The following is a 16,379-nucleotide window of genomic DNA, read 5'->3' as shown; positions in this document are numbered from 1 at the left end:
GAGCGTGAGCGCGTTGAAAAAGATCGGATTCATCGGATTGGGCAACATGGGCTTGCCGATGACGGAGAACCTCATCAAAGCGGGCTACGAAGTATACGGGTTGAATCGCAGCAAGCCGGCCGAGGAGCGACTGGCCGCGCTGGGCGGGCGGGTCGGATACGACCGCGCGCGGCTGGCGGCGGAGATGGACCTGATCGTGACCTGTCTGCCGATGCCGGCCGACGTAGAAGAAGTGTATCTGGCCGAGAACGGGCTGGTCGCCGCGGGCAAGCCCGGGTTGATTCTGGTGGACTGCAGCACGGTCAATCCGTCGCTGTCCCGGCGGATCGGCGAAGCTGCGGATGCGCGCGGCATTCCTTTCCTGGATGCCCCGGTCAGCGGCGGAACGACGGGCGCGGCAGCTGGGACGCTCAGCATTATGGTCGGCGGCGAAGAAGACGCCTTTAAGCAGGCGCAGCCCATTCTAGCAGCAATGGGCAAGCAGATCGACCATGTCGGAGCCGTCGGCAGCGGCTCGGCCGTCAAGCTGGTCAACCAGCTGATGGTCGGCATCCACACGCAGGCCGTCAGCGAAGGTCTGGCGCTAGGCCGCCAAGTCGGATTGGACGAGGCGCAGCTCGTACAAGTGCTCCTCGCCAGCTTCGCGAGCAGCCGCATCCTTGACCGGCATTACCGCAACCATATCGGACCGGGCCGCTTCGAGGCGGGCTTTGCGGTCAAGCTGCTCGCCAAGGATCTGAACCTCGCGGCCGAGCTCGCCGCACAGGTCGGCGTCGGCCTCCCGGCCGGTCGCCGGGTCAGAAGCTTGCTCCAGGGCGCCATCCGCGAAGGCTTCGCCGAGCAGGACATGTCCGCCATGCTGAATTACCAGATTCATCGGGACGGCCAGCCCGAGCCGGTCAAGCACTTCGCCGTCTTCCTGCCGATGAAGGATCCCGAGCTGAGCGTGAAGCATCGCGAAGAGCATCTCCAGTTCCTGGCGGACCGCCGCTCCGAAGGCAAGCTGCACGCCAACGGCCGGTTCGTCGACGGCGCCGGCGGTCTCGTCATATACAAGGCGCGATCGCTGGACGAGGCGGCGTCCTGGGTCAAGCAGGATCCTTATGTCGTCCTTGGCGCGCGGGGTTACGAGATCCACGAGTGGGACATCGTGCTGGCGGATGAAGCTTAGAAGCGGGGTTGGCATTATCTAGCGGACCGTGCTTCCGCTATTTCCCTCGCAATCGCCGATTACGAGACTTTACCGGACACAGCGTCCGCTATTGCAACCAAATAACGGCGTAATCCGCCTTATTCACTCGCTTAACGTACCTGTGGTCCGCAACCATGCAAGATCCCCCCGTTTGCGCGGAAATAGCGGATTCTCTGTCCGCCAGGAGGCCGGTGAGACAACGCGGCAAAGTGCTGTCGATGGGAAGCACATTCGGCTGTTGGCGGGACAACGCGGCAAAGTGCTGTCGATGGGAAGCACATTCAGCGATCGGTGGGACAACGCGGTAAGGTGCTGTCGATGGGAAGCACATTCGGCGATTGGTGAGACAACGCGGCAAAGTGCTGTCGAAGGAAAGCACATTCGGCGGCCGGTGGAATAACGCGGTAAAGTGCTGTCGAGCGGAAGCACATTCGGCGATCGGCGGGACAACGGGGTAAAGTGCTGTCGACGGGAAGCACATTCGGCGGTCGGTGGGACAACGCGGTAAAGTGCTGTCAATGGGGTGCATATTCGGCGGTCGGTGGAAACTGTGCAGCGGAACGGAGCAAGCCGCCAGAGAGCGAGCGGTACGCTCAAAAAAGAAGCAGCCCGATCGAAGGGCTGCTTCTTGCTGCTTCCGGCGCTTCCTCCAAGCTCCGCGCTACTGCACTTTGCGCGCCCAGTGGCGGTGTTCGGCGATCGCCTCGACGAACGACTTCGCGAAGGACGCCGACGGCTTGGCGGCGACGACGACGCCCGGCTCGTTCCAGGCCGGCTGGTTGACCGAGCCCGTCGCCTTGGCCCCGATCGGCGCAGGCGTGCCGATGCCGGCCGGCGCGAGCAGATCCGCTCCCTCGCCGATCGCCGCGATCGGCTTGTAGTGGCGGTACGCCTGGCGGACGAAGTCCACCGCGAGCGGCTGCGCCAGCAGCGCGTCCGCGCTCTCGCGGCCGCCGGCGACGTAGACCGCGTCGAACAGCACGGAGTCCGCCGACTCCAGGTGGTGCATGACCTCGACCTGCCCGCCGGCGTCCGTCGGCAGGAACCCGAGCTTCGTGCTCACGAGCTCCGCCGCGACGCCTTCCGCCGCCAGCGTTGCCAGCACCTTCTTCAGCTCGGCGTCCGCGAACTTGACGGCCGTCAGCACGGCGACCTTGCGCGTCTTGGGCGACTTGGCCTTGTTCATGATGCTGAGCGCCGGCGACTTCATCGTCACCTTGGGCAACGTGGCGGACGAAGGCGGCATAGCGCCGATCGCGTCGGCCAGCTGCGCGGCCAGGTCCGGATCCACCTGCGCGAACACGTCCACCGTGCGCTGGCGCACGTCTTTGTTCATCACCTTGCTCAGCTCGAACTGGAACGCCTTAATAATATGCAGCTGCTCGACCTCCGATAGGCTCCGGTAGAACATCGCGGCCTGGCCGAAGTGATCCTTGAAGCTCTCGCTGCGGGCGCGGACCTTGCGGCCCTCCACCTTTTCCTCGTAATGTTTGTAACCGCCCTCCGATTCCGGCGCAGGCGCAGGCGCGTTGCCTGCGAGTCCGTTCTTGTGGTATGCGACCTGCCCGGGATTGATCGTCATCCGCGCCATGCCGTCGCGCTGGTTGTTGTGGACCGGCGCTACGGGGCGGTTGATCGGCAGCTCGTGGAAGTTCGGGCCGCCGACGCGCTTGAGCTGCGTATCGGTATAGGAGAACAAGCGGCCCTGCAGCAGCGGATCGTTCGAGAAGTCGATGCCCGGCACCACATGTCCCGGGTGGAACGCGACCTGCTCGGTCTCCGCGAAGAAATTGTCCGTGTTGCGGTTCAGCGTCATTTTTCCGATCAGCCGCACCGGCACGAGCTCCTCCGGCCACAGCTTGGTCGGATCGAGGATGTCGAAGTCGAAGTTGAATTCCTCGTCCTCCTCGATCAGCTGGACGCCAAGCTCCCATTCCGGGAAGCTGCCCTGCTCGATCGCGTCCCAGAGGTCGCGGCGGTGGAAGTCCGGGTCCTTGCCCGCGATCTTCTGCGTCTCGTCCCAGACGGTCGAGTGCACGCCGAGCACCGGCTTCCAATGAAACTTCACGAAGCGCGCTACGCCATCGGCGTTGACGAGGCGGAACGTGTTGACGCCGAAGCCCTCCATCATCCGGTAGCTGCGCGGCAGCGCGCGGTCGCTCATCGCCCACATGACCATGTGCGCCGCCTCGGTGTTCGTCGTGACGAAGTCCCAGAACGTATCGTGCGCCGACTGCGCCTGGGGCACCTCGTTGTGCGGCTCGGGCTTCACGGCATGGACGAAGTCCGGGAACTTGATCGCATCCTGGATGAAGAACACCGGGATGTTGTTGCCGACCAGATCGTAGTTGCCTTCCTCGGTATAAAACTTAACGGCGAAGCCGCGCACGTCCCGCACCGTATCGGCGGAGCCGCGGGAGCCCGCGACGGTCGAGAAGCGGACGAATACCGGCGTCTTGACGGACGGATCCTGCAGGAAGCCGGCCTTCGTAATATCCGCCTGCGGCTCGTACACCTGGAAGAAGCCGTGCGCGCCGAAGCCTCTGGCATGAACGACCCGCTCCGGGATGCGCTCGTGGTCGAAGTGCGTCATTTTCTCGCGAAAGTGAAAGTCCTCCAGCAGCGTCGGTCCGCGTTCGCCCGCCTTGAGGGAAAACTCGTCCTCCGCCATGCGCAGCCCCTGGTTCGTCGTCAGCTTCCGTCCGGTCGCGTCTACCGTAAACTGCTCCAGCTGCTCATCCTTGACTGATTTTTCCGGTGTTCCGATCGTCGGCTTACCGTTCCCCGGCATACCGTTCTTCGGCTTACCGTTCTCCGGCTTGCCGTTCTCCTTCTTCGCCATGCGTTCGCTTCCTCCTTGGTTCACGTCTCGCTTCGGCCGCGGATCGTATGTAAAGTCTCTAGGGTCGGTTAACGAAATTCTTTACCCGGGACCCGTGCGGATCAAGCAGGCCGCTCGGACAACACCGACGACTGCCGATCGAGCGCGTCCGTATTCGGATCGACCCGACTTTGCTATACTAAGACCACGATCGCTGAAGGAGGTACCCGGCATGACCCAGGACGACAAGCTCGCCGTGCTCAAGGCGCTGTCCAACGAGACCCGTCTCAACATATTGCGCTGGCTGCGGGATCCCGAGGCTGAGTTCCCTCCCCAGCCCGCCGAAGTGCGGCAAGCTTTTCCCGGCGGCGTCTGCGTGGGCAATATCCAGGAAAAGTCCGGGCTGACGCAGTCCGTCATCTCCTCCTATCTCGCCTCCATGCTCAAAGCCGGATTGCTGGAGTCTCGCCGATGCGGACAATGGACATACTACAGGCGCAACGCGCAGGGCATCGCGGCGTTTATGGACGAATTGGCGGAGGATCTGCTGCCGAAGACGGATTCTCGCTAATCTGACGCTTGCGTTCGCTCCGATGTATCTATATATTTATATTTATAGATATATAAAAATAAGGGCCAAAGCCCTCCAAGGAGAGAATCCCATGAGCGTGAACAGCACCGCAGCGAATGCCGCAGCGCCGCTATTCGAACCATTCGCAAACGAAAAACTGAAGCTGGACAACCGGATCGTCATGGCGCCCATGACCCGCGGCTTCTCGCCGAACGGCGTCCCCGGCCCGGACGTGGCGGGCTACTACCGCCGCAGAGCGGAGAACGGCGTCGGCCTCCTCATCACCGAGGGCACGGTGATTAACCATCCGGTCGCCGCCGCGGACCGCAACGTCCCGCACTTCTACGGCGAAGCTGCGCTCGAAGGATGGGCGCGCGTCGTCCGCGAGGTCCACGAGGCAGGCGGCAAGATCATCCCGCAGATCTGGCACGTCGGCACCGCGCGCCAGCGCGAGAAGTTCCCTGAGTCGGACGCGGCGCCCATCGGTCCTTCAGGACTCTCGCTGACCGGCGACAAGGTATCCGAGCCCCTGACGACCGAGGAGATCCGCGGACTGGTCCAAGGCTATGCGCAGGCCGCGGCCGACGCGAAGCGGATCGGCTTCGACGGCGTGGAGATCCACGGCGCGCACGGGTACCTAATCGACCAGTTCTTCTGGGAGACGACCAATAAGCGTACCGACGAATACGGCGGCGATAGGGTCGGCCGCACGCGGTTCGCGGTCGAGGTCATCGAAGCGGTCCGCGCGGCCGTCGGCCCCGACTTCCCGATCGTCTTCCGCTTTTCCCAGTGGAAGCCGGTAGACTACGGCGCCAAGCTGGCGCCGACCCCCGAAGCGCTGGCCGCGTTCCTCGCGCCGCTGGCCGCGGCGGGCGTCGATGTCTTCCACTGCTCCACGCGCCGCTTCTGGGAGCCGGAGTTCGAGGGCTCGGACCTGAACCTGGCCGGCTGGACGAAGCAGCTCACCGGCAAGCCGACCATTACCGTCGGCTCCGTCGGCCTCGACTCGGAGTTCACCAGCCTGTTCGCCGAAGGCAAGGGCGGACAGACCGCGAGCCTCGAAGCGCTCATCGAGCGCTTTGCGCGCGGAGAGTTCGATCTGGTCGCCGTCGGCCGGGCGCTGCTTAACGATCCCGCGTGGGCGAAGAAGGTTCGCGAAGGGCGCACGGAAGAGCTGCAGGCATTCGAGCGCGAGGCGCTCGCTTCGCTGAGCTAAATAAGGACATCCAAGGCGCGCGGAGCGATCCGCGCGCCTTGCGCATGCTTCCCGCTCGATCGGCATGTTATAATTCGGAGGACGCGGCGACCGCCGCGGAACCTGCGACGAACAAAGGAGCTATCACCTTGACTCAAGTCCGTAAAGTCATCATCGACGCCGACACGGGCATCGACGATGCGCTCGCCATTCTATACGCCCTCAAGTCCCCGGCGCTGCGCGTCGAGGGCATCACGACCGTATTCGGCAACGTCGACGTGCATCAGGCCACGGAGAACACGCTGCGGATCATCCGCCTGGCGAACGCGCCGTACGAGGTGCCCGTCGCGATCGGCGCCGACCGTCCGCTCAAGCGGCCGCCGACCGGCTTCTCGGCGCACGTCCACGGGCACAACGGCATCGGCGACGCCGAGCTGCCGGCCGCCAGCCAGCAGGCGCTGACCGAGCGCGCCGACGACTTCATCCTGCGCAAGGCGGAGGAGTTGGACGGAGAGCTCTTCCTGGTCACGCTTGGACGACTGACGAACGTCGCTCACGCGCTGGCCAAGGACCCTTCCCTGACGCGCAAGATCAAGCAGGTGTACGTGATGGGCGGCGCGGTTCAGGTCGCGGGCAACGTGACGCCGGTCGCCGAAGCGAACATCTGGGGCGACCCCGAGGCCGCCGACATCGTGTTCGCGTCCGGGCTGGACATCGTGATGGTCGGGCTCGACGTCACGATGAAGACGAACCTCTCCATGGCGCATCTGGACTTCCTGCAGCGCCGCTGCCGTCCGGAGAACCGCGAGATCGTCGACTTCCTGCGGACCTCGATGGCGTATTACTTCGAGTTCTACCGCCAGGCCAACCACTTCGTCGACGCGGCGCCGATGCACGACCCGCTCACGGTGCTCGCGGCCGAGGAGCCCGGTCTCGTGACCAACCGCACGATGCGCGTCACCGTCGAGTGCGAGAGCGCGCTGTGCGCCGGCATGACGGTCGCAGACCTGCGTCCGAGCCCGAGCGTCGGCACGCCGGTCCAGGTCAGCATCGACGTCGACGCCGAGACGGCCGTCGGCAAGCTGCTATCCGCGTTTATTTAGACCAGCCTCTATACAGGGTTTCTCTTATCAGGTTCAACGCTCATTAGGTTGCTCGCATAAGGCCGCTCGCTCAAGTCACCGGATCTGTCAGTCTTCATCATGACAGATTCGGTGACTTGTCTCACTTTAGGGGGGATAAGCATGACAAGTAGAATGAAGGAGGGTCGATCCATCCAAGCCCCATAGAGGAGCGTATACATGACCGAAAATCGTAAAATCGCGCTGGTCACCGGCGGCAATCAAGGGATCGGATATGAGATCTGCCGCCAGCTCGGCGCAGCGGGGGTTCATGTGCTGGTCGGCGCGCGGGATCCGGCCCGCGGAGCCGAAGCGGCGCGCAAGCTGGCCGCCGCCGGCGCGGACGCCGCGAGCATCCGGATGGACGTCACCGATCCCGGCGAGGTGGCGAAGGCCGCGGAGTCCGTCGCGCAGCGGTACGGCAGACTGGACATTCTCGTCAACAACGCCGGCGTGCTCCTGCCCGAGGACCGCCCGAGCGGCTCCGGCGCCGAGCTCGTGAGACAGGTGTACGAGACCAACGTATTCGGCGTCGTCCGCGTCACGAAGGCCATGCTGCCCTTGCTCCGCAAGTCGACAGGCGGCAGAATCGTCAACATGTCCAGCTCGCTCGCCTCGCTGCAACTGCACGGCGATCCGTCCTTCGAGCTGGGCGCCTTCCTGATGCTCGGCTACAACTCCTCCAAGACGGCGGTGAACGCGCTGACCGTAATGTGGGCCAAGGAATTGGCCGAATCCGGCATCAAGGTCAACGCCGCCGACCCGGGCTACTGCGCGACCGCCATGACGGGCTACGCCTCGCCCAGAACGCCGGCCGAGGGCGCCCGCGCGCCGGTGCGCCTCGCCCTGCTGCCGGACGACGGGCCGAGCGGCGGATTTTTCGGAGAAGACGGCCCTATTCCCTGGTAATGTCCGCTTACGGTCGATACCCGCGGCTCATCGTCAGATGATAATCTCTTCGATATGCAGATGCCGCTCTTGCTTTAGGTTAATAAAGCTGTCTCCGACCCGCACGAGCGGATGCATGTCCTCCTGCGGGTCGAGATAGACGACCTCTCCCCATCGGCCGTCGCTCAGCTTGACCTGACGGCCCAGCAAGTGACGGATGATCTGCTCGAGGAATACCCCCACGATATGCGGGTCCAGCTCGCCGAACGACCCGTTGCGCATCTCGCTGACGACCCTGTAGAACGGCATCGGCTCGTGATACGGGCGCCTGGACGACATGGCGTGGAAAATATCCGCTACGGCTACGACCTTGCTCATCTCGTCCATCTCGCCGTTCCGGATGCCGTACGGGTATCCTCGCCGGTCGTCGCGTTCGTGATGCTGAAGGGCGACCAAGGCCACGCGCGGATTCATTTTCCGGCTGGCCTTCAGAATCTCGTATCCGTATACGGTGTGCAGCTTCATCTCCGCGTACTCGTCCGTAGTCAGCCTCCCCGGCTTCAGCAGGATCTCGTCCGGGATCCGCACCTTCCCCACGTCGTGCAGCGATGCCGCGAGCGACAGCAGGGCGACCTCGTCGTCGCTCCACCCCAGCCAGCGCCCGATCAGCGTGGAGAGCACGCTGACGCCGATATTGTGCTGATGCGTGTACTCATCCTTCGCCTTGACCGTATGGAACAGCCGGAACATATCCTTGTTCTCGGCGATCTGCAGGATGATCGGAGTGACCGTATGCTCGAACGCCTCCGAATCCAGCTGGCCCACCTCGCGCACCCGCTCGAACATATCCCGCGTGAACTGCACGGCCTGGGACATCATCGCGGCCGTCTCCGATTCCGGCTGCCGTTCTTCCGCCTCGACGGCCAGACGAACGTCCTCGAGAACCACCCGGTAATTCTCAAGCAGATCGATATGCGAACTCTCCAGCGTTACTCCCGCCGGCACGAGCACCAGACCGTTGTGAACGATGTCGTGCTTGGCCTTCTTGCCTAGGAGCCCCGCAAGTCTCATCGGGCTTCCCTCCAGTCGTCCTTAATCTAGATTTGGACGTCTCTTCCAGTTTAAGCTTATCCGCGCCCCGATTAAAGAGAACAAAATGATACCGGTATAACGAAGGGAAGCTTGTCGCTTGATTGGCGCGGACGGAGCGCGGGTAATGGAGGATATCAAGCGACGCATGACGGTGAAAGGAGGGGTGTGGCGATGTCCGTTCCCGAACAATATCTGGATCAATCGGATCTGCTCGAGGATGCTTACGAACGCCCGCACGACGGCGATTCCGTCGCCGTCTCGTTGATCGAGTATTCGGCTTACTTCGCGATCTTGCTGGGTTTGCTGTACTTCCTGACCCAATACGTGCTTCCGAGTCTTCAATTCTAGGAGGAATCGACCATGTCCATCGAACAGCGCAACGTGGAGCTCGAACAGCATCACGTGGAGAAAAAGTACGATTCGAGCCTTGTCGCCTCTACTTTCATCAAGTATGCAGCCTACGTCCTCATCTTCTTCGGCGTCCTATACTTCCTGGCACGCTATATCATTCCGAAGTTCTGACCGGTCCTGACGCGTCCGTCTACAAAAAGCAGGCAAGGCCGAACGCCCCTCCGACCTCAGGGACGCTTGGCCTTGCCTGCTTGCCGTCGCCGGCTTGCGCGGCTCCCGCGTTAATCGTCTTCCGGCAGATGCGCCGCGCAGAAGGCGGCCAGCTCGGCCAGCTCTTCGGGCTCCGCCTCGAGCGCCAGGAACCGTCCGGTCGTCTTCTCCATCCAGTCGCAGGTCACGATGCCCGAGGATTCGCCCTCGTCCTTGTAGACGACGCGGGCATAGACGCCGTGCTCGGAGTATAGCTCATCCTCCTCGTCCACCTCGACCTCCAGCTTGAACTCGTATCTCCGCCCGCTCAGAATGCCGAAGGGGTCTTTCGCCTGTTCGACCGTATATGCCGTTATGTCCACGTCTTGTCCTCCCGATATGTGTCACGGTTCCAACCAGTATCAGTATACAACGCCGGCTCACGAATACAACTGATCGGCCGCCAACGCCTTGAGCCGCTCCGCGTCCTTAATGATAAGTGCGCCGCCGGCGCTCCCGCGCGCCAGGATGCCCTCGTCGACCATCCGCTCGATGACCCGGTTGAGATGCCTGTAGCTCGTCCCGAGCAGCTCCGCCGTCTCGGTCAGCGTCGACGTGCGGTACTCCTCCGCGCCGCTCCCCGCCTCGGGCGTCAGCGAGAGCAGGTAGCCCGCCAGACGGTTGCGGACGGGGACGAGCTGGTTCAACGAGGACGCGTTGGCCATCGTGAACAGCTTGTGGCTCAGATGGCTGACAACGAACCGGAGAAAGGCCGGATGCTCCGCCTCCCGCTTCAACGCCGCATCCCCGATAAAGAGCACGAGGCTCTCGCCGACCGACTCCACGTGATTGCGCACGGGGTATTGATGCAGCCACTCGACGTCGCCGATAACGGAAGGCGGCCGGGTGAAGCGGAACAGCAGCATCCCGCCGCCGGGCCGCGTCGTATACACCTTCAGCTTGCCCCGCGCGAGCAGGCCGATGCCCCCGATCGGCTCCCCGGCCTCGCATACCCGTTCCCGGTTGCCGTAGCTCCGCAGCTCCAGCTCCCCGAGCGTCTCGGGCAGCAGCACATGCCGGAGGCCGCGCCGGTCGAGCAGCTCCGCCGCCCGGTCCGGGTCCTTCCATCTCTTCACGTTCCCTCACGCCCCGTTCCGTCGGCTTATGTCGTTAGTATATAGAACCCGCGCCGGGCTGGAAAGAAGGAAGACGCGGATATCGGGCATTCGGCGGACCGGAGGGTCTAATGCGCGCGGAGCCGGTCCATACTGACAAGTAAAAGGGAGGCTGGCGAAATGGGAGACGCGGAGTATCAGCGGCAGGAAAACGAACGGTTCTACGAGGACGTGAAGCGGCAGTATCTGGCGGACATGAAGGCGCGGTTCGGCTTCACGGATCTGCAGGCGACGCAGGCCGAGAGCCTGGCGAACTGGGCGTTCGACAGCGGGTTCGGGAGCGGCGTCAGCTACGCGCACCATTACGACTCGTTGTCTCTGCTGCGGCCGGGGCGGCGAGCCTAGGACATGCAAGAGAGTCTGACGGGCGCGGGGGCGCGCGTCAGACTCTCTTGTCGATCGGGGTTCGGCGCGCGCGCGGTTTGCCGGCAGCCGTATCCGCGGTCCGGCGCTTGGCCTCGCCGAGCAGGCGCGCGACCTCGGCCTTGTTCTGCATGATCCGTCCGATGTCGAACAGGACGGGGATCAGCGCGGAGGTCGGCCCCTGCATGGCCGGCCCGCGCTGCTCGACGGCGAGCCCGAACACGATCCGGAGCATGCGGTACAGCCTGCGCTCGACGAGCGCCACGTAGCAGCGGGGGGCGAAGCGCTCCGCGTGGTCGTAGAAGATCTCGAGGAACGTGCCGAAGTGGCCTTGGCGCTGGTAGGCCTCGGCGATGCACAGCTTGTCGATCTCCCAGATCCGGTACGGATCGTCGCGAATCTCCGGCTCCGCCGAGAAGGGGTGCTTGTACGGTCCCTCGACCGTGCTGCGCGGGTTGCCCGGACGATACGGCACGAACTCGATCGTCCCCACCGTGCGCCGGCGAAGCCAAGGCATGCGTCCGCCTCGCAACAATACGTATCGTATTCCGTCTATGGCATAGGGGTCGTTGCCCCACCCGTACTTGCGGCAGAAAAACTCCCAGGTCCGGCGAAACGACCTTTCCTGGCGCTTGCTCGCGACCAGCGAGAACATCCCGACTCCCCCTCGGCTAGAAATGCCATCCAATCGTATTCTTTACTCCCGCTTCCATATGCAGAAGCGCCGCGGCCTCCGGGTTGGCGCCCTGCGGCCGCGGCGCCCGGCTTAATCTCGGTCGCCTAGCTGTCCATGTCCGGCGGGCAATCTTCACCGCCACCGCCGCCACCCCCCGGAGGATGGATCGGCGGGAAAAACTTCATCGTCTTCCGCACCTCCAGCACCTCGAGCGCCGGGCAAGCCCATTCCTTCTTCATTGCAATCAGCTCCTTTTGAATCGAATGTAGGACTTCCTATTCAGATACAATATGTATCATCATGGGCAAGTCCAGATTAGCACCGCGCGCAAACGCTGTCAATATAAAAATCCCGATTCTTAGCGAATCGGGATTTGCGGCTGCTCGGGGCCGACGTATTCCGCCTGCCGCCGCGGCGCCTTGTCCGCGCGCCGTCGCGATCGCGGACGCCTGCGCCTGATCGGCGACGCCTGCGGCGGACGCGCGGGGCCGGCCTGGGCTCGGCACGAAGACGATCTGCGCTCCGCCGCGTGCCGGGCGATGGCCAACCACAATCGGATCGCGCGTATCATGCGCATAACGTATCGCCTCGCTGCTCCGGCATTCAGCCATGATGATGAAGCTAACGTTAGCCCATTATGCTCAGGGAGGCACCTATCTTAAGTTAACCGAAGCGAGAAAATTAAGTCGCATGACCTAGATGTTCCCGCGTCAAGCTGTAGATGCTATGGTGCTCCCATACGCCGTTGATCTTCAGATAATACTCCGCGAGTCCTTCGTAGCGGAATCCGTTTTTCTCGACGACGCGGATCGAGGCTTGGTTCCGCGGCATGATCGACGCTTGGACGCGGTGCAGGCCCGCTTGGCCGAACGCGAAGCCGACAGCCTGCCGCAGCGCCTCCGTCATATATCCGCGGCCGCCCGCTTCGCGGTCCATATAGTAGCCAACCGTGCAGCTCTCCCATGCGCCCCGGACCACATTGCTTAGGTTCACGCGACCGATCAGACGGTCCCGATCCCGGTCCGGGTCGCGGCTCCGAGCCGGATGCCGATCCCGATCCTGATTACGATCCAGATCCCGATCTCGCAGGAAGATGCCGAAGCCATATCCGCTCCCCCGCTCCCAATGAAGCGCATCCTGGTCGATCGCGTCGCGGATCCCCTCCGCCGCATAATCGCGGTCCGAGCGTACCGGCTCGTACGGCTCGAAAAACGCGCGATTGCGAAGCCGCAAGTCCAGCAGCGCATCCGCGTCCTCCGCCTTCAGCCTCCGTATATATACTTCCATCATCGTTAACCTCCACCTCGCGCGCGGTTCTCTCTTCCCGGTCGGCGGCGCAAAAAAATAGCCTCGCCCCTCCGAAGAAAGGCGAAGCCGTGCGGGGCGCCTCGCCCGCCCGTTCTATTCCAAGATCGCCCGGTCGGGTCCCAATTCGCCCGTCGGCCACGTCTCCTGCAGACCGTGCACGACAATATCGAGCGCGTCCGGGCCGTCATCCCTGACGGACAGGACGATGCCGCCCGGCAGCGACTCTCCGGTCACCAGCCGGAAGGCCAGCTCGGGATCGCTCAGCGCGAGCAGCCTGTATGCTTCGTCCTCCGCCGCCCGCTCCTTGACCTTGTTCACGTAGGCGTACGCCTGCTGCAATGACCAGCTCATCGCCGTCACTCCTCGCTATCGGATTTCCGGTACTGCTCATTATTTATCCAGAAATCCGCTTCGCATACCACCCGGCGTTGGAATCCGGCATATCGAGCTGCCGGTCAAGACGCGGACGCGGGGTCAGGCCTTGATCTCGAGCAGCTCGTACTGGATCGTGCCGACCGGCGCTTCCACGCTGACGGCCTCGCCGACGGACTTGCCCATCAGCGCCTTGCCGAGCGGGCTCTCGTAAGAGATTTTGGACGCCATGACGTCCGCCTCCGCCGGCCCCACGATCCGGTACTCGATGATCTCGTCGAACTCCTTGTCCTTGAGCACCACCGTCGAGCCTATGGATACCGCATCCGATCCGGCGCTCTTGACGACGCGGGCTTTCTTCAGCATGCGGTCGATCGTCAGGATCCGCGTCTCCATGAACGCCTGCTCTTCCTTGGCGGAGTGGTACTCGCTGTTCTCCTTCAGGTCGCCGTAGCTGATCGCCGTCTTAATGCGCGACGCCAGCTCCCTGCGCTTCACTGTCTTCAATTCCTCGAGCTCCTGCTCCAACTGCTGTAATCCTTCTGCGGTCAATATTACTTCATCGGCTGCCATCGGTTTGCCTCCATCGCTTGTGTTGGTATACGGCCGCTTCGGCCTGTTCGGTAAAAAAACGTCCGGTTTTGTATGCGCGGTTACAGAATGAACGCCCGGTATCGGCCATACTGAAAAACGAAGCTTCTCAAAGGAGAATCCAGCATGTACCGTACTGTCAAAAAGCTGCTGTTCATCGGCGTCTGCGGCGCGCTCTTGCTCGCGTGCACCTGGCATCTCGTGAACGAATCCTTGTGGGACGACGCCGTCAGCCGGCAGGTATCCTCGACCCCGTCGCCGCGGAGCAATTAAACCGCGAAGCGCGCTAACGATTCATTATAGCACAGCCCGATCCGCGTTTTCGCGCGCGGCCGAACACCGCGCATGGCCCGTTGACAAATGAGGGTTTATGCTTTATTTTTGTTGTACATACAAATGAATGGAGAGAAAAACGATGGCAAACAACGCGCCTGACGACTACGGGCCTGACGAAGGCTTTTTGTACAGCTGCTTGTTCTTTACCGCGAACCGGCTCGGGCGCGCCATCACGCGCATCGCCGAGGAGGAGTTCGCGCCGACCGGCCTCACGCCGATGTACGGCTATGCGATCCGGCTCGTGAACGGCAAGCCCGGCATCACGCAGAAGGAGCTGGCGGAGAAGCTCAGCATCGCGCCGTCCACGCTCACGCGATTCGTCGACAAGCTCGAGGGCAAGCAGCTCGTCCGCCGCAGCGTGCAGGGCAAGACCGTGCTGCTGTATCCGATGCCCAAAGGCGAGGCCCTGGAGGGCAAGATCCGGCTGGCCTCCAAGCGGCTGGCCGCCCGGTACAAGGCGATCCTGGGCGCAGCGGAGGCCAACGCGCTGTCCGCCGGCGTCCTCGACGCGGGCACGCGGCTGGAGAAAGGGGGGCTCGCCGATGCGCACGACGCCTGAGACCGCCACCGTCCGCACGCGCCGGTTCCACTACGGCTGGGTCGTCCTCGCCCTTACCTTCGCCACGCTGATCGTATCCGCCGGCGTGCGCTCGATGCCCAGCATCTTCATGCTGCCCTTCGAGGAGGAGTACGGCTGGAGCCGCGGCGGCATCTCCAGCGTCATCTCCGTCGGCATCCTGCTGTACGGGCTGATGGGCCCCTTCTCCGCGGCGCTCCTGCTGCGCTTCGGCATCCGCCGCATGACCGTGCTCTCCCTCGCGGTGCTCGCCGCCGGCCTGGCGGTCACGCCGCTCATGACCGCGCTCTGGCAGTTCGAGCTGCTCTGGGGCGTCGTGTCCGGCCTCGCCACGGGCATGATGGCCAACGTGCTCGGCGTCACCGTCGCAGGCCAATGGTTCGCGCATCGCCGCGGACTCGTCGTCGGCATCCTGACCGCCAGCGCGGCGACCGGCCAGCTGCTGTTCCTGCCGCTGCTCGCCCGCATCACGGAGGAAGCCGGCTGGCGGTACGCCGTCTACGCGGCCGTCGGCGCGACGCTCGTCGTCCTCGCCGCGGTCGCGGTCTGGATGCGCAACCACCCCTACGACGTGGGGGCGGCGCCCTACGGCGAGACGGAGATCGCGAAGCCCGTGCCGTTCCGCGGGAACCTGTTCCTCGCGCCGCTCGCCGCGCTGCGCGCCGGGATGCGCAGCCCGACGTTCTGGCTGCTCAGCGGCACGTTTTTCTTCTGCGGCTTCTCCACCAACGGCCTGATCGGCGCCCACCTGATCCCCGCATGCGGCGATTACGGCATCCCCGAGGTGACGGCGGCGAGCATGCTCGCCCTGATGGGCTTGTTCGACCTGATCGGCACGACGCTGTCGGGCTGGCTGTCCGACCGGTTCGACAGCCGCAAGCTGCTGTTCTGGTACTACGGCCTCCGCGGCCTGTCCCTGCTCTTCCTGCCGTACGCCCTCGGCGCGGGGCAGCCCCAGCTCATGCTGTTCACCGTATTCTACGGGCTGGACTGGATCGCGACCGTGCCGCCGACCGTCAAGCTGTCGCAGGACGCCTTCGGCAAGGAGCGGGCCGGCATGATCTTCGGCTGGGTCGTCGTCACCCACCAGCTCGGCGCCTCCGTCGCGGCCTACGCCGCCGGCACCGTCCGGGAGTGGCTCGGCAGCTACCAGGTGCCGTTCTTCGCGGCCGGCTTCGTCTGCCTGATCGCGGCGCTGATGGCGCTGCGCATCGCGAAGCGGAATGCTGTCGGGCGGCACGCGGCAGCTTGATAGAAGCTGTCCGCGGCATAAGCAAGAGGCCTTTGCAGCTCGCGCCCGCCGGGATACCGGAAGCATAGGCGAGCTGCGAAGGCCTTTTCGTTTTGTCTTTTGCGTTTAGCTGCAGATGTGCAGCTATTCCTCGGCAGCGAACCCGGCTGCCGCGATTTAACTGCATATATGCAGTTATTCGCGCCCGAAGCAGGTCCTGGGCGAGACGGCCGGTTCAACCCCCTAACCTTGGACACTTTCGTCCAAAACCCGGGGTTCTCTCCCTAAATCGCAATATTTATCGGCTTAATGGCGCCGGAGAGAAAATGT

The 16,379-nt window shown here is 63.6% G+C and carries 20 protein-coding genes; 11 read left to right on the top strand and 9 right to left on the bottom strand.

Features of this window, described 5'->3' with window-relative positions; genetic code table 11:
• Positions 1-13: 13 nt before the first annotated feature.
• Positions 14-1,171 carry an NAD(P)-binding domain-containing protein gene (locus tag PQG80_RS27865; protein ID WP_271755102.1) on the top strand — a complete coding sequence of 386 codons (1,158 nt, stop codon included), beginning with the start codon at positions 14-16 and terminating at the stop codon, positions 1,169-1,171.
• A 682-nt stretch (positions 1,172-1,853) separates the two neighbouring features.
• Here PQG80_RS27865 and PQG80_RS27860 read toward each other — a convergent pair.
• Entirely contained in the window at positions 1,854-3,983 is a 2,130-nt protein-coding gene (locus PQG80_RS27860; protein WP_271755112.1) for a catalase, read from the bottom strand.
• A 262-nt stretch (positions 3,984-4,245) separates the two neighbouring features.
• Here PQG80_RS27860 and PQG80_RS27855 point away from each other — a divergent pair, with 262 nt between their 5' ends.
• The 4 genes from PQG80_RS27855 (at position 4,246) to PQG80_RS27840 (ending at position 7,809) form a co-directional block, all read left to right on the top strand.
• Positions 4,246-4,584, top strand: coding sequence for an ArsR/SmtB family transcription factor (locus tag PQG80_RS27855; protein ID WP_271755101.1), 339 nt, complete (start codon positions 4,246-4,248; stop codon positions 4,582-4,584).
• Between the two features lie 91 nt (positions 4,585-4,675).
• Positions 4,676-5,800, top strand: coding sequence for an NADH:flavin oxidoreductase (locus PQG80_RS27850; RefSeq protein ID WP_271755100.1), 1,125 nt, complete (start codon positions 4,676-4,678; stop codon positions 5,798-5,800).
• A 128-nt stretch (positions 5,801-5,928) separates the two neighbouring features.
• The gene (locus tag PQG80_RS27845) at positions 5,929-6,882 is read left to right on the top strand and encodes a nucleoside hydrolase (protein ID WP_271755099.1); all 954 of its coding nucleotides are present in this window, start codon (positions 5,929-5,931) and stop codon (positions 6,880-6,882) included.
• A 198-nt stretch (positions 6,883-7,080) separates the two neighbouring features.
• Positions 7,081-7,809 (top strand): SDR family oxidoreductase, encoded by a 729-nt coding sequence (locus PQG80_RS27840; protein WP_271755098.1) that lies wholly within the window; start codon positions 7,081-7,083, stop codon positions 7,807-7,809.
• Positions 7,810-7,842: 33 nt separating this feature from the next.
• Here the strand turns inward: PQG80_RS27840 and PQG80_RS27835 are convergent, their stop codons facing one another.
• Complete coding sequence (locus PQG80_RS27835) at positions 7,843-8,859, bottom strand: HD-GYP domain-containing protein (RefSeq protein ID WP_271755097.1); 1,017 nt, start codon at positions 8,857-8,859, stop codon at positions 7,843-7,845.
• 192 nt (positions 8,860-9,051) lie between these two features.
• On the opposite strand from PQG80_RS27835, the gene PQG80_RS27830 reads away from it, so the two are divergent.
• Together PQG80_RS27830 and PQG80_RS27825 are read left to right on the top strand one after the other, a co-directional pair.
• Complete coding sequence (locus PQG80_RS27830) at positions 9,052-9,228, top strand: hypothetical protein (RefSeq protein ID WP_271755096.1); 177 nt, start codon at positions 9,052-9,054, stop codon at positions 9,226-9,228.
• Positions 9,229-9,240: 12 nt separating this feature from the next.
• On the top strand, positions 9,241-9,402 hold the full coding sequence (locus PQG80_RS27825; protein ID WP_271755095.1) for a hypothetical protein: 162 nt from the start codon (positions 9,241-9,243) through the stop codon (positions 9,400-9,402).
• 110 nt (positions 9,403-9,512) lie between these two features.
• Here PQG80_RS27825 and PQG80_RS27820 read toward each other — a convergent pair whose 3' ends face one another.
• Together PQG80_RS27820 and PQG80_RS27815 are read right to left on the bottom strand one after the other, a co-directional pair.
• Positions 9,513-9,803, bottom strand: coding sequence for a DUF6509 family protein (locus PQG80_RS27820; protein ID WP_271755093.1), 291 nt, complete (start codon positions 9,801-9,803; stop codon positions 9,513-9,515).
• Between the two features lie 57 nt (positions 9,804-9,860).
• Positions 9,861-10,556, bottom strand: a complete 696-nt coding sequence (locus PQG80_RS27815; RefSeq protein ID WP_271755091.1) for a Crp/Fnr family transcriptional regulator — start codon at positions 10,554-10,556, stop codon at positions 9,861-9,863.
• A gap of 159 nt (positions 10,557-10,715) precedes the next feature.
• Between PQG80_RS27815 and PQG80_RS27810 the strand changes: the two genes are divergently transcribed.
• A complete protein-coding gene (locus tag PQG80_RS27810; RefSeq protein ID WP_271755089.1) occupies positions 10,716-10,940 on the top strand; it encodes a hypothetical protein in 225 nt (74 codons plus the stop codon).
• Positions 10,941-10,977: 37 nt separating this feature from the next.
• On the opposite strand, the gene PQG80_RS27805 is transcribed toward PQG80_RS27810, so the two are convergent.
• From PQG80_RS27805 to greA, 5 genes are all read right to left on the bottom strand, one after another.
• Positions 10,978-11,613 carry a hypothetical protein gene (locus PQG80_RS27805; protein ID WP_271755087.1) on the bottom strand — a complete coding sequence of 212 codons (636 nt, stop codon included), beginning with the start codon at positions 11,611-11,613 and terminating at the stop codon, positions 10,978-10,980.
• Between the two features lie 125 nt (positions 11,614-11,738).
• Positions 11,739-11,873, bottom strand: a complete 135-nt coding sequence (locus PQG80_RS27800) for a paeninodin family lasso peptide (RefSeq protein WP_271755086.1) — start codon at positions 11,871-11,873, stop codon at positions 11,739-11,741.
• Positions 11,874-12,315: 442 nt separating this feature from the next.
• On the bottom strand, positions 12,316-12,924 hold the full coding sequence (locus tag PQG80_RS27795) for a GNAT family N-acetyltransferase (protein ID WP_271755085.1): 609 nt from the start codon (positions 12,922-12,924) through the stop codon (positions 12,316-12,318).
• Positions 12,925-13,035: 111 nt separating this feature from the next.
• Positions 13,036-13,293 carry a hypothetical protein gene (locus tag PQG80_RS27790; RefSeq protein ID WP_271755084.1) on the bottom strand — a complete coding sequence of 86 codons (258 nt, stop codon included), beginning with the start codon at positions 13,291-13,293 and terminating at the stop codon, positions 13,036-13,038.
• 123 nt (positions 13,294-13,416) lie between these two features.
• Positions 13,417-13,887 (bottom strand): transcription elongation factor GreA, encoded by a 471-nt coding sequence (gene greA, locus PQG80_RS27785; RefSeq protein ID WP_271755083.1) that lies wholly within the window; start codon positions 13,885-13,887, stop codon positions 13,417-13,419.
• A 144-nt stretch (positions 13,888-14,031) separates the two neighbouring features.
• Here greA and PQG80_RS27780 point away from each other — a divergent pair, with 144 nt between their 5' ends.
• From PQG80_RS27780 to PQG80_RS27770, 3 genes are all read left to right on the top strand, one after another.
• Positions 14,032-14,178, top strand: coding sequence for a hypothetical protein (locus PQG80_RS27780; RefSeq protein ID WP_271755082.1), 147 nt, complete (start codon positions 14,032-14,034; stop codon positions 14,176-14,178).
• A gap of 142 nt (positions 14,179-14,320) precedes the next feature.
• A complete protein-coding gene (locus PQG80_RS27775; RefSeq protein WP_271755081.1) occupies positions 14,321-14,800 on the top strand; it encodes a MarR family winged helix-turn-helix transcriptional regulator in 480 nt (159 codons plus the stop codon).
• Positions 14,784-16,070 carry an MFS transporter gene (locus PQG80_RS27770; RefSeq protein WP_271755080.1) on the top strand — a complete coding sequence of 429 codons (1,287 nt, stop codon included), beginning with the start codon at positions 14,784-14,786 and terminating at the stop codon, positions 16,068-16,070. The genes PQG80_RS27775 and PQG80_RS27770 overlap by 17 nt, the downstream gene beginning before the upstream one ends.
• The last annotated feature ends 309 nt before the right edge of the window (positions 16,071-16,379 follow it).

It is taken from the genome of Cohnella rhizoplanae (assembly GCF_948329515.1).
Classification (GTDB): Bacteria; Bacillota; Bacilli; order Paenibacillales; family Paenibacillaceae; genus Cohnella; species Cohnella rhizoplanae.
Note: the sequence above shows the minus strand (reverse complement) of the source record. Positions and strands in the feature narration are given on the sequence as shown.

What these genes read in the sequence shown, in the direction of transcription:
- PQG80_RS27860 (WP_271755112.1), bottom strand. Translation starts at nt 3,983, where the DNA reads ATGCCGGGGAACGGTAAGCCGACGATCGGAACACCGGAAAAATCAGTC.
- PQG80_RS27855 (WP_271755101.1), top strand. Translation starts at nt 4,246, where the DNA reads ATGACCCAGGACGACAAGCTCGCCGTGCTCAAGGCGCTGTCCAACGAG.
- PQG80_RS27850 (WP_271755100.1), top strand. Translation starts at nt 4,676, where the DNA reads ATGAGCGTGAACAGCACCGCAGCGAATGCCGCAGCGCCGCTATTCGAA.
- PQG80_RS27840 (WP_271755098.1), top strand. Translation starts at nt 7,081, where the DNA reads ATGACCGAAAATCGTAAAATCGCGCTGGTCACCGGCGGCAATCAAGGG.
- PQG80_RS27835 (WP_271755097.1), bottom strand. Translation starts at nt 8,859, where the DNA reads ATGAGACTTGCGGGGCTCCTAGGCAAGAAGGCCAAGCACGACATCGTT.
- PQG80_RS27830 (WP_271755096.1), top strand. Translation starts at nt 9,052, where the DNA reads ATGTCCGTTCCCGAACAATATCTGGATCAATCGGATCTGCTCGAGGAT.
- PQG80_RS27825 (WP_271755095.1), top strand. Translation starts at nt 9,241, where the DNA reads ATGTCCATCGAACAGCGCAACGTGGAGCTCGAACAGCATCACGTGGAG.
- PQG80_RS27810 (WP_271755089.1), top strand. Translation starts at nt 10,716, where the DNA reads ATGGGAGACGCGGAGTATCAGCGGCAGGAAAACGAACGGTTCTACGAG.
- PQG80_RS27805 (WP_271755087.1), bottom strand. Translation starts at nt 11,613, where the DNA reads ATGTTCTCGCTGGTCGCGAGCAAGCGCCAGGAAAGGTCGTTTCGCCGG.
- PQG80_RS27800 (WP_271755086.1), bottom strand. Translation starts at nt 11,873, where the DNA reads ATGAAGAAGGAATGGGCTTGCCCGGCGCTCGAGGTGCTGGAGGTGCGG.
- PQG80_RS27795 (WP_271755085.1), bottom strand. Translation starts at nt 12,924, where the DNA reads ATGATGGAAGTATATATACGGAGGCTGAAGGCGGAGGACGCGGATGCG.
- PQG80_RS27790 (WP_271755084.1), bottom strand. Translation starts at nt 13,293, where the DNA reads ATGAGCTGGTCATTGCAGCAGGCGTACGCCTACGTGAACAAGGTCAAG.
- greA (WP_271755083.1), bottom strand. Translation starts at nt 13,887, where the DNA reads ATGGCAGCCGATGAAGTAATATTGACCGCAGAAGGATTACAGCAGTTG.
- PQG80_RS27780 (WP_271755082.1), top strand. Translation starts at nt 14,032, where the DNA reads ATGTACCGTACTGTCAAAAAGCTGCTGTTCATCGGCGTCTGCGGCGCG.
- PQG80_RS27775 (WP_271755081.1), top strand. Translation starts at nt 14,321, where the DNA reads ATGGCAAACAACGCGCCTGACGACTACGGGCCTGACGAAGGCTTTTTG.
- PQG80_RS27770 (WP_271755080.1), top strand. Translation starts at nt 14,784, where the DNA reads ATGCGCACGACGCCTGAGACCGCCACCGTCCGCACGCGCCGGTTCCAC.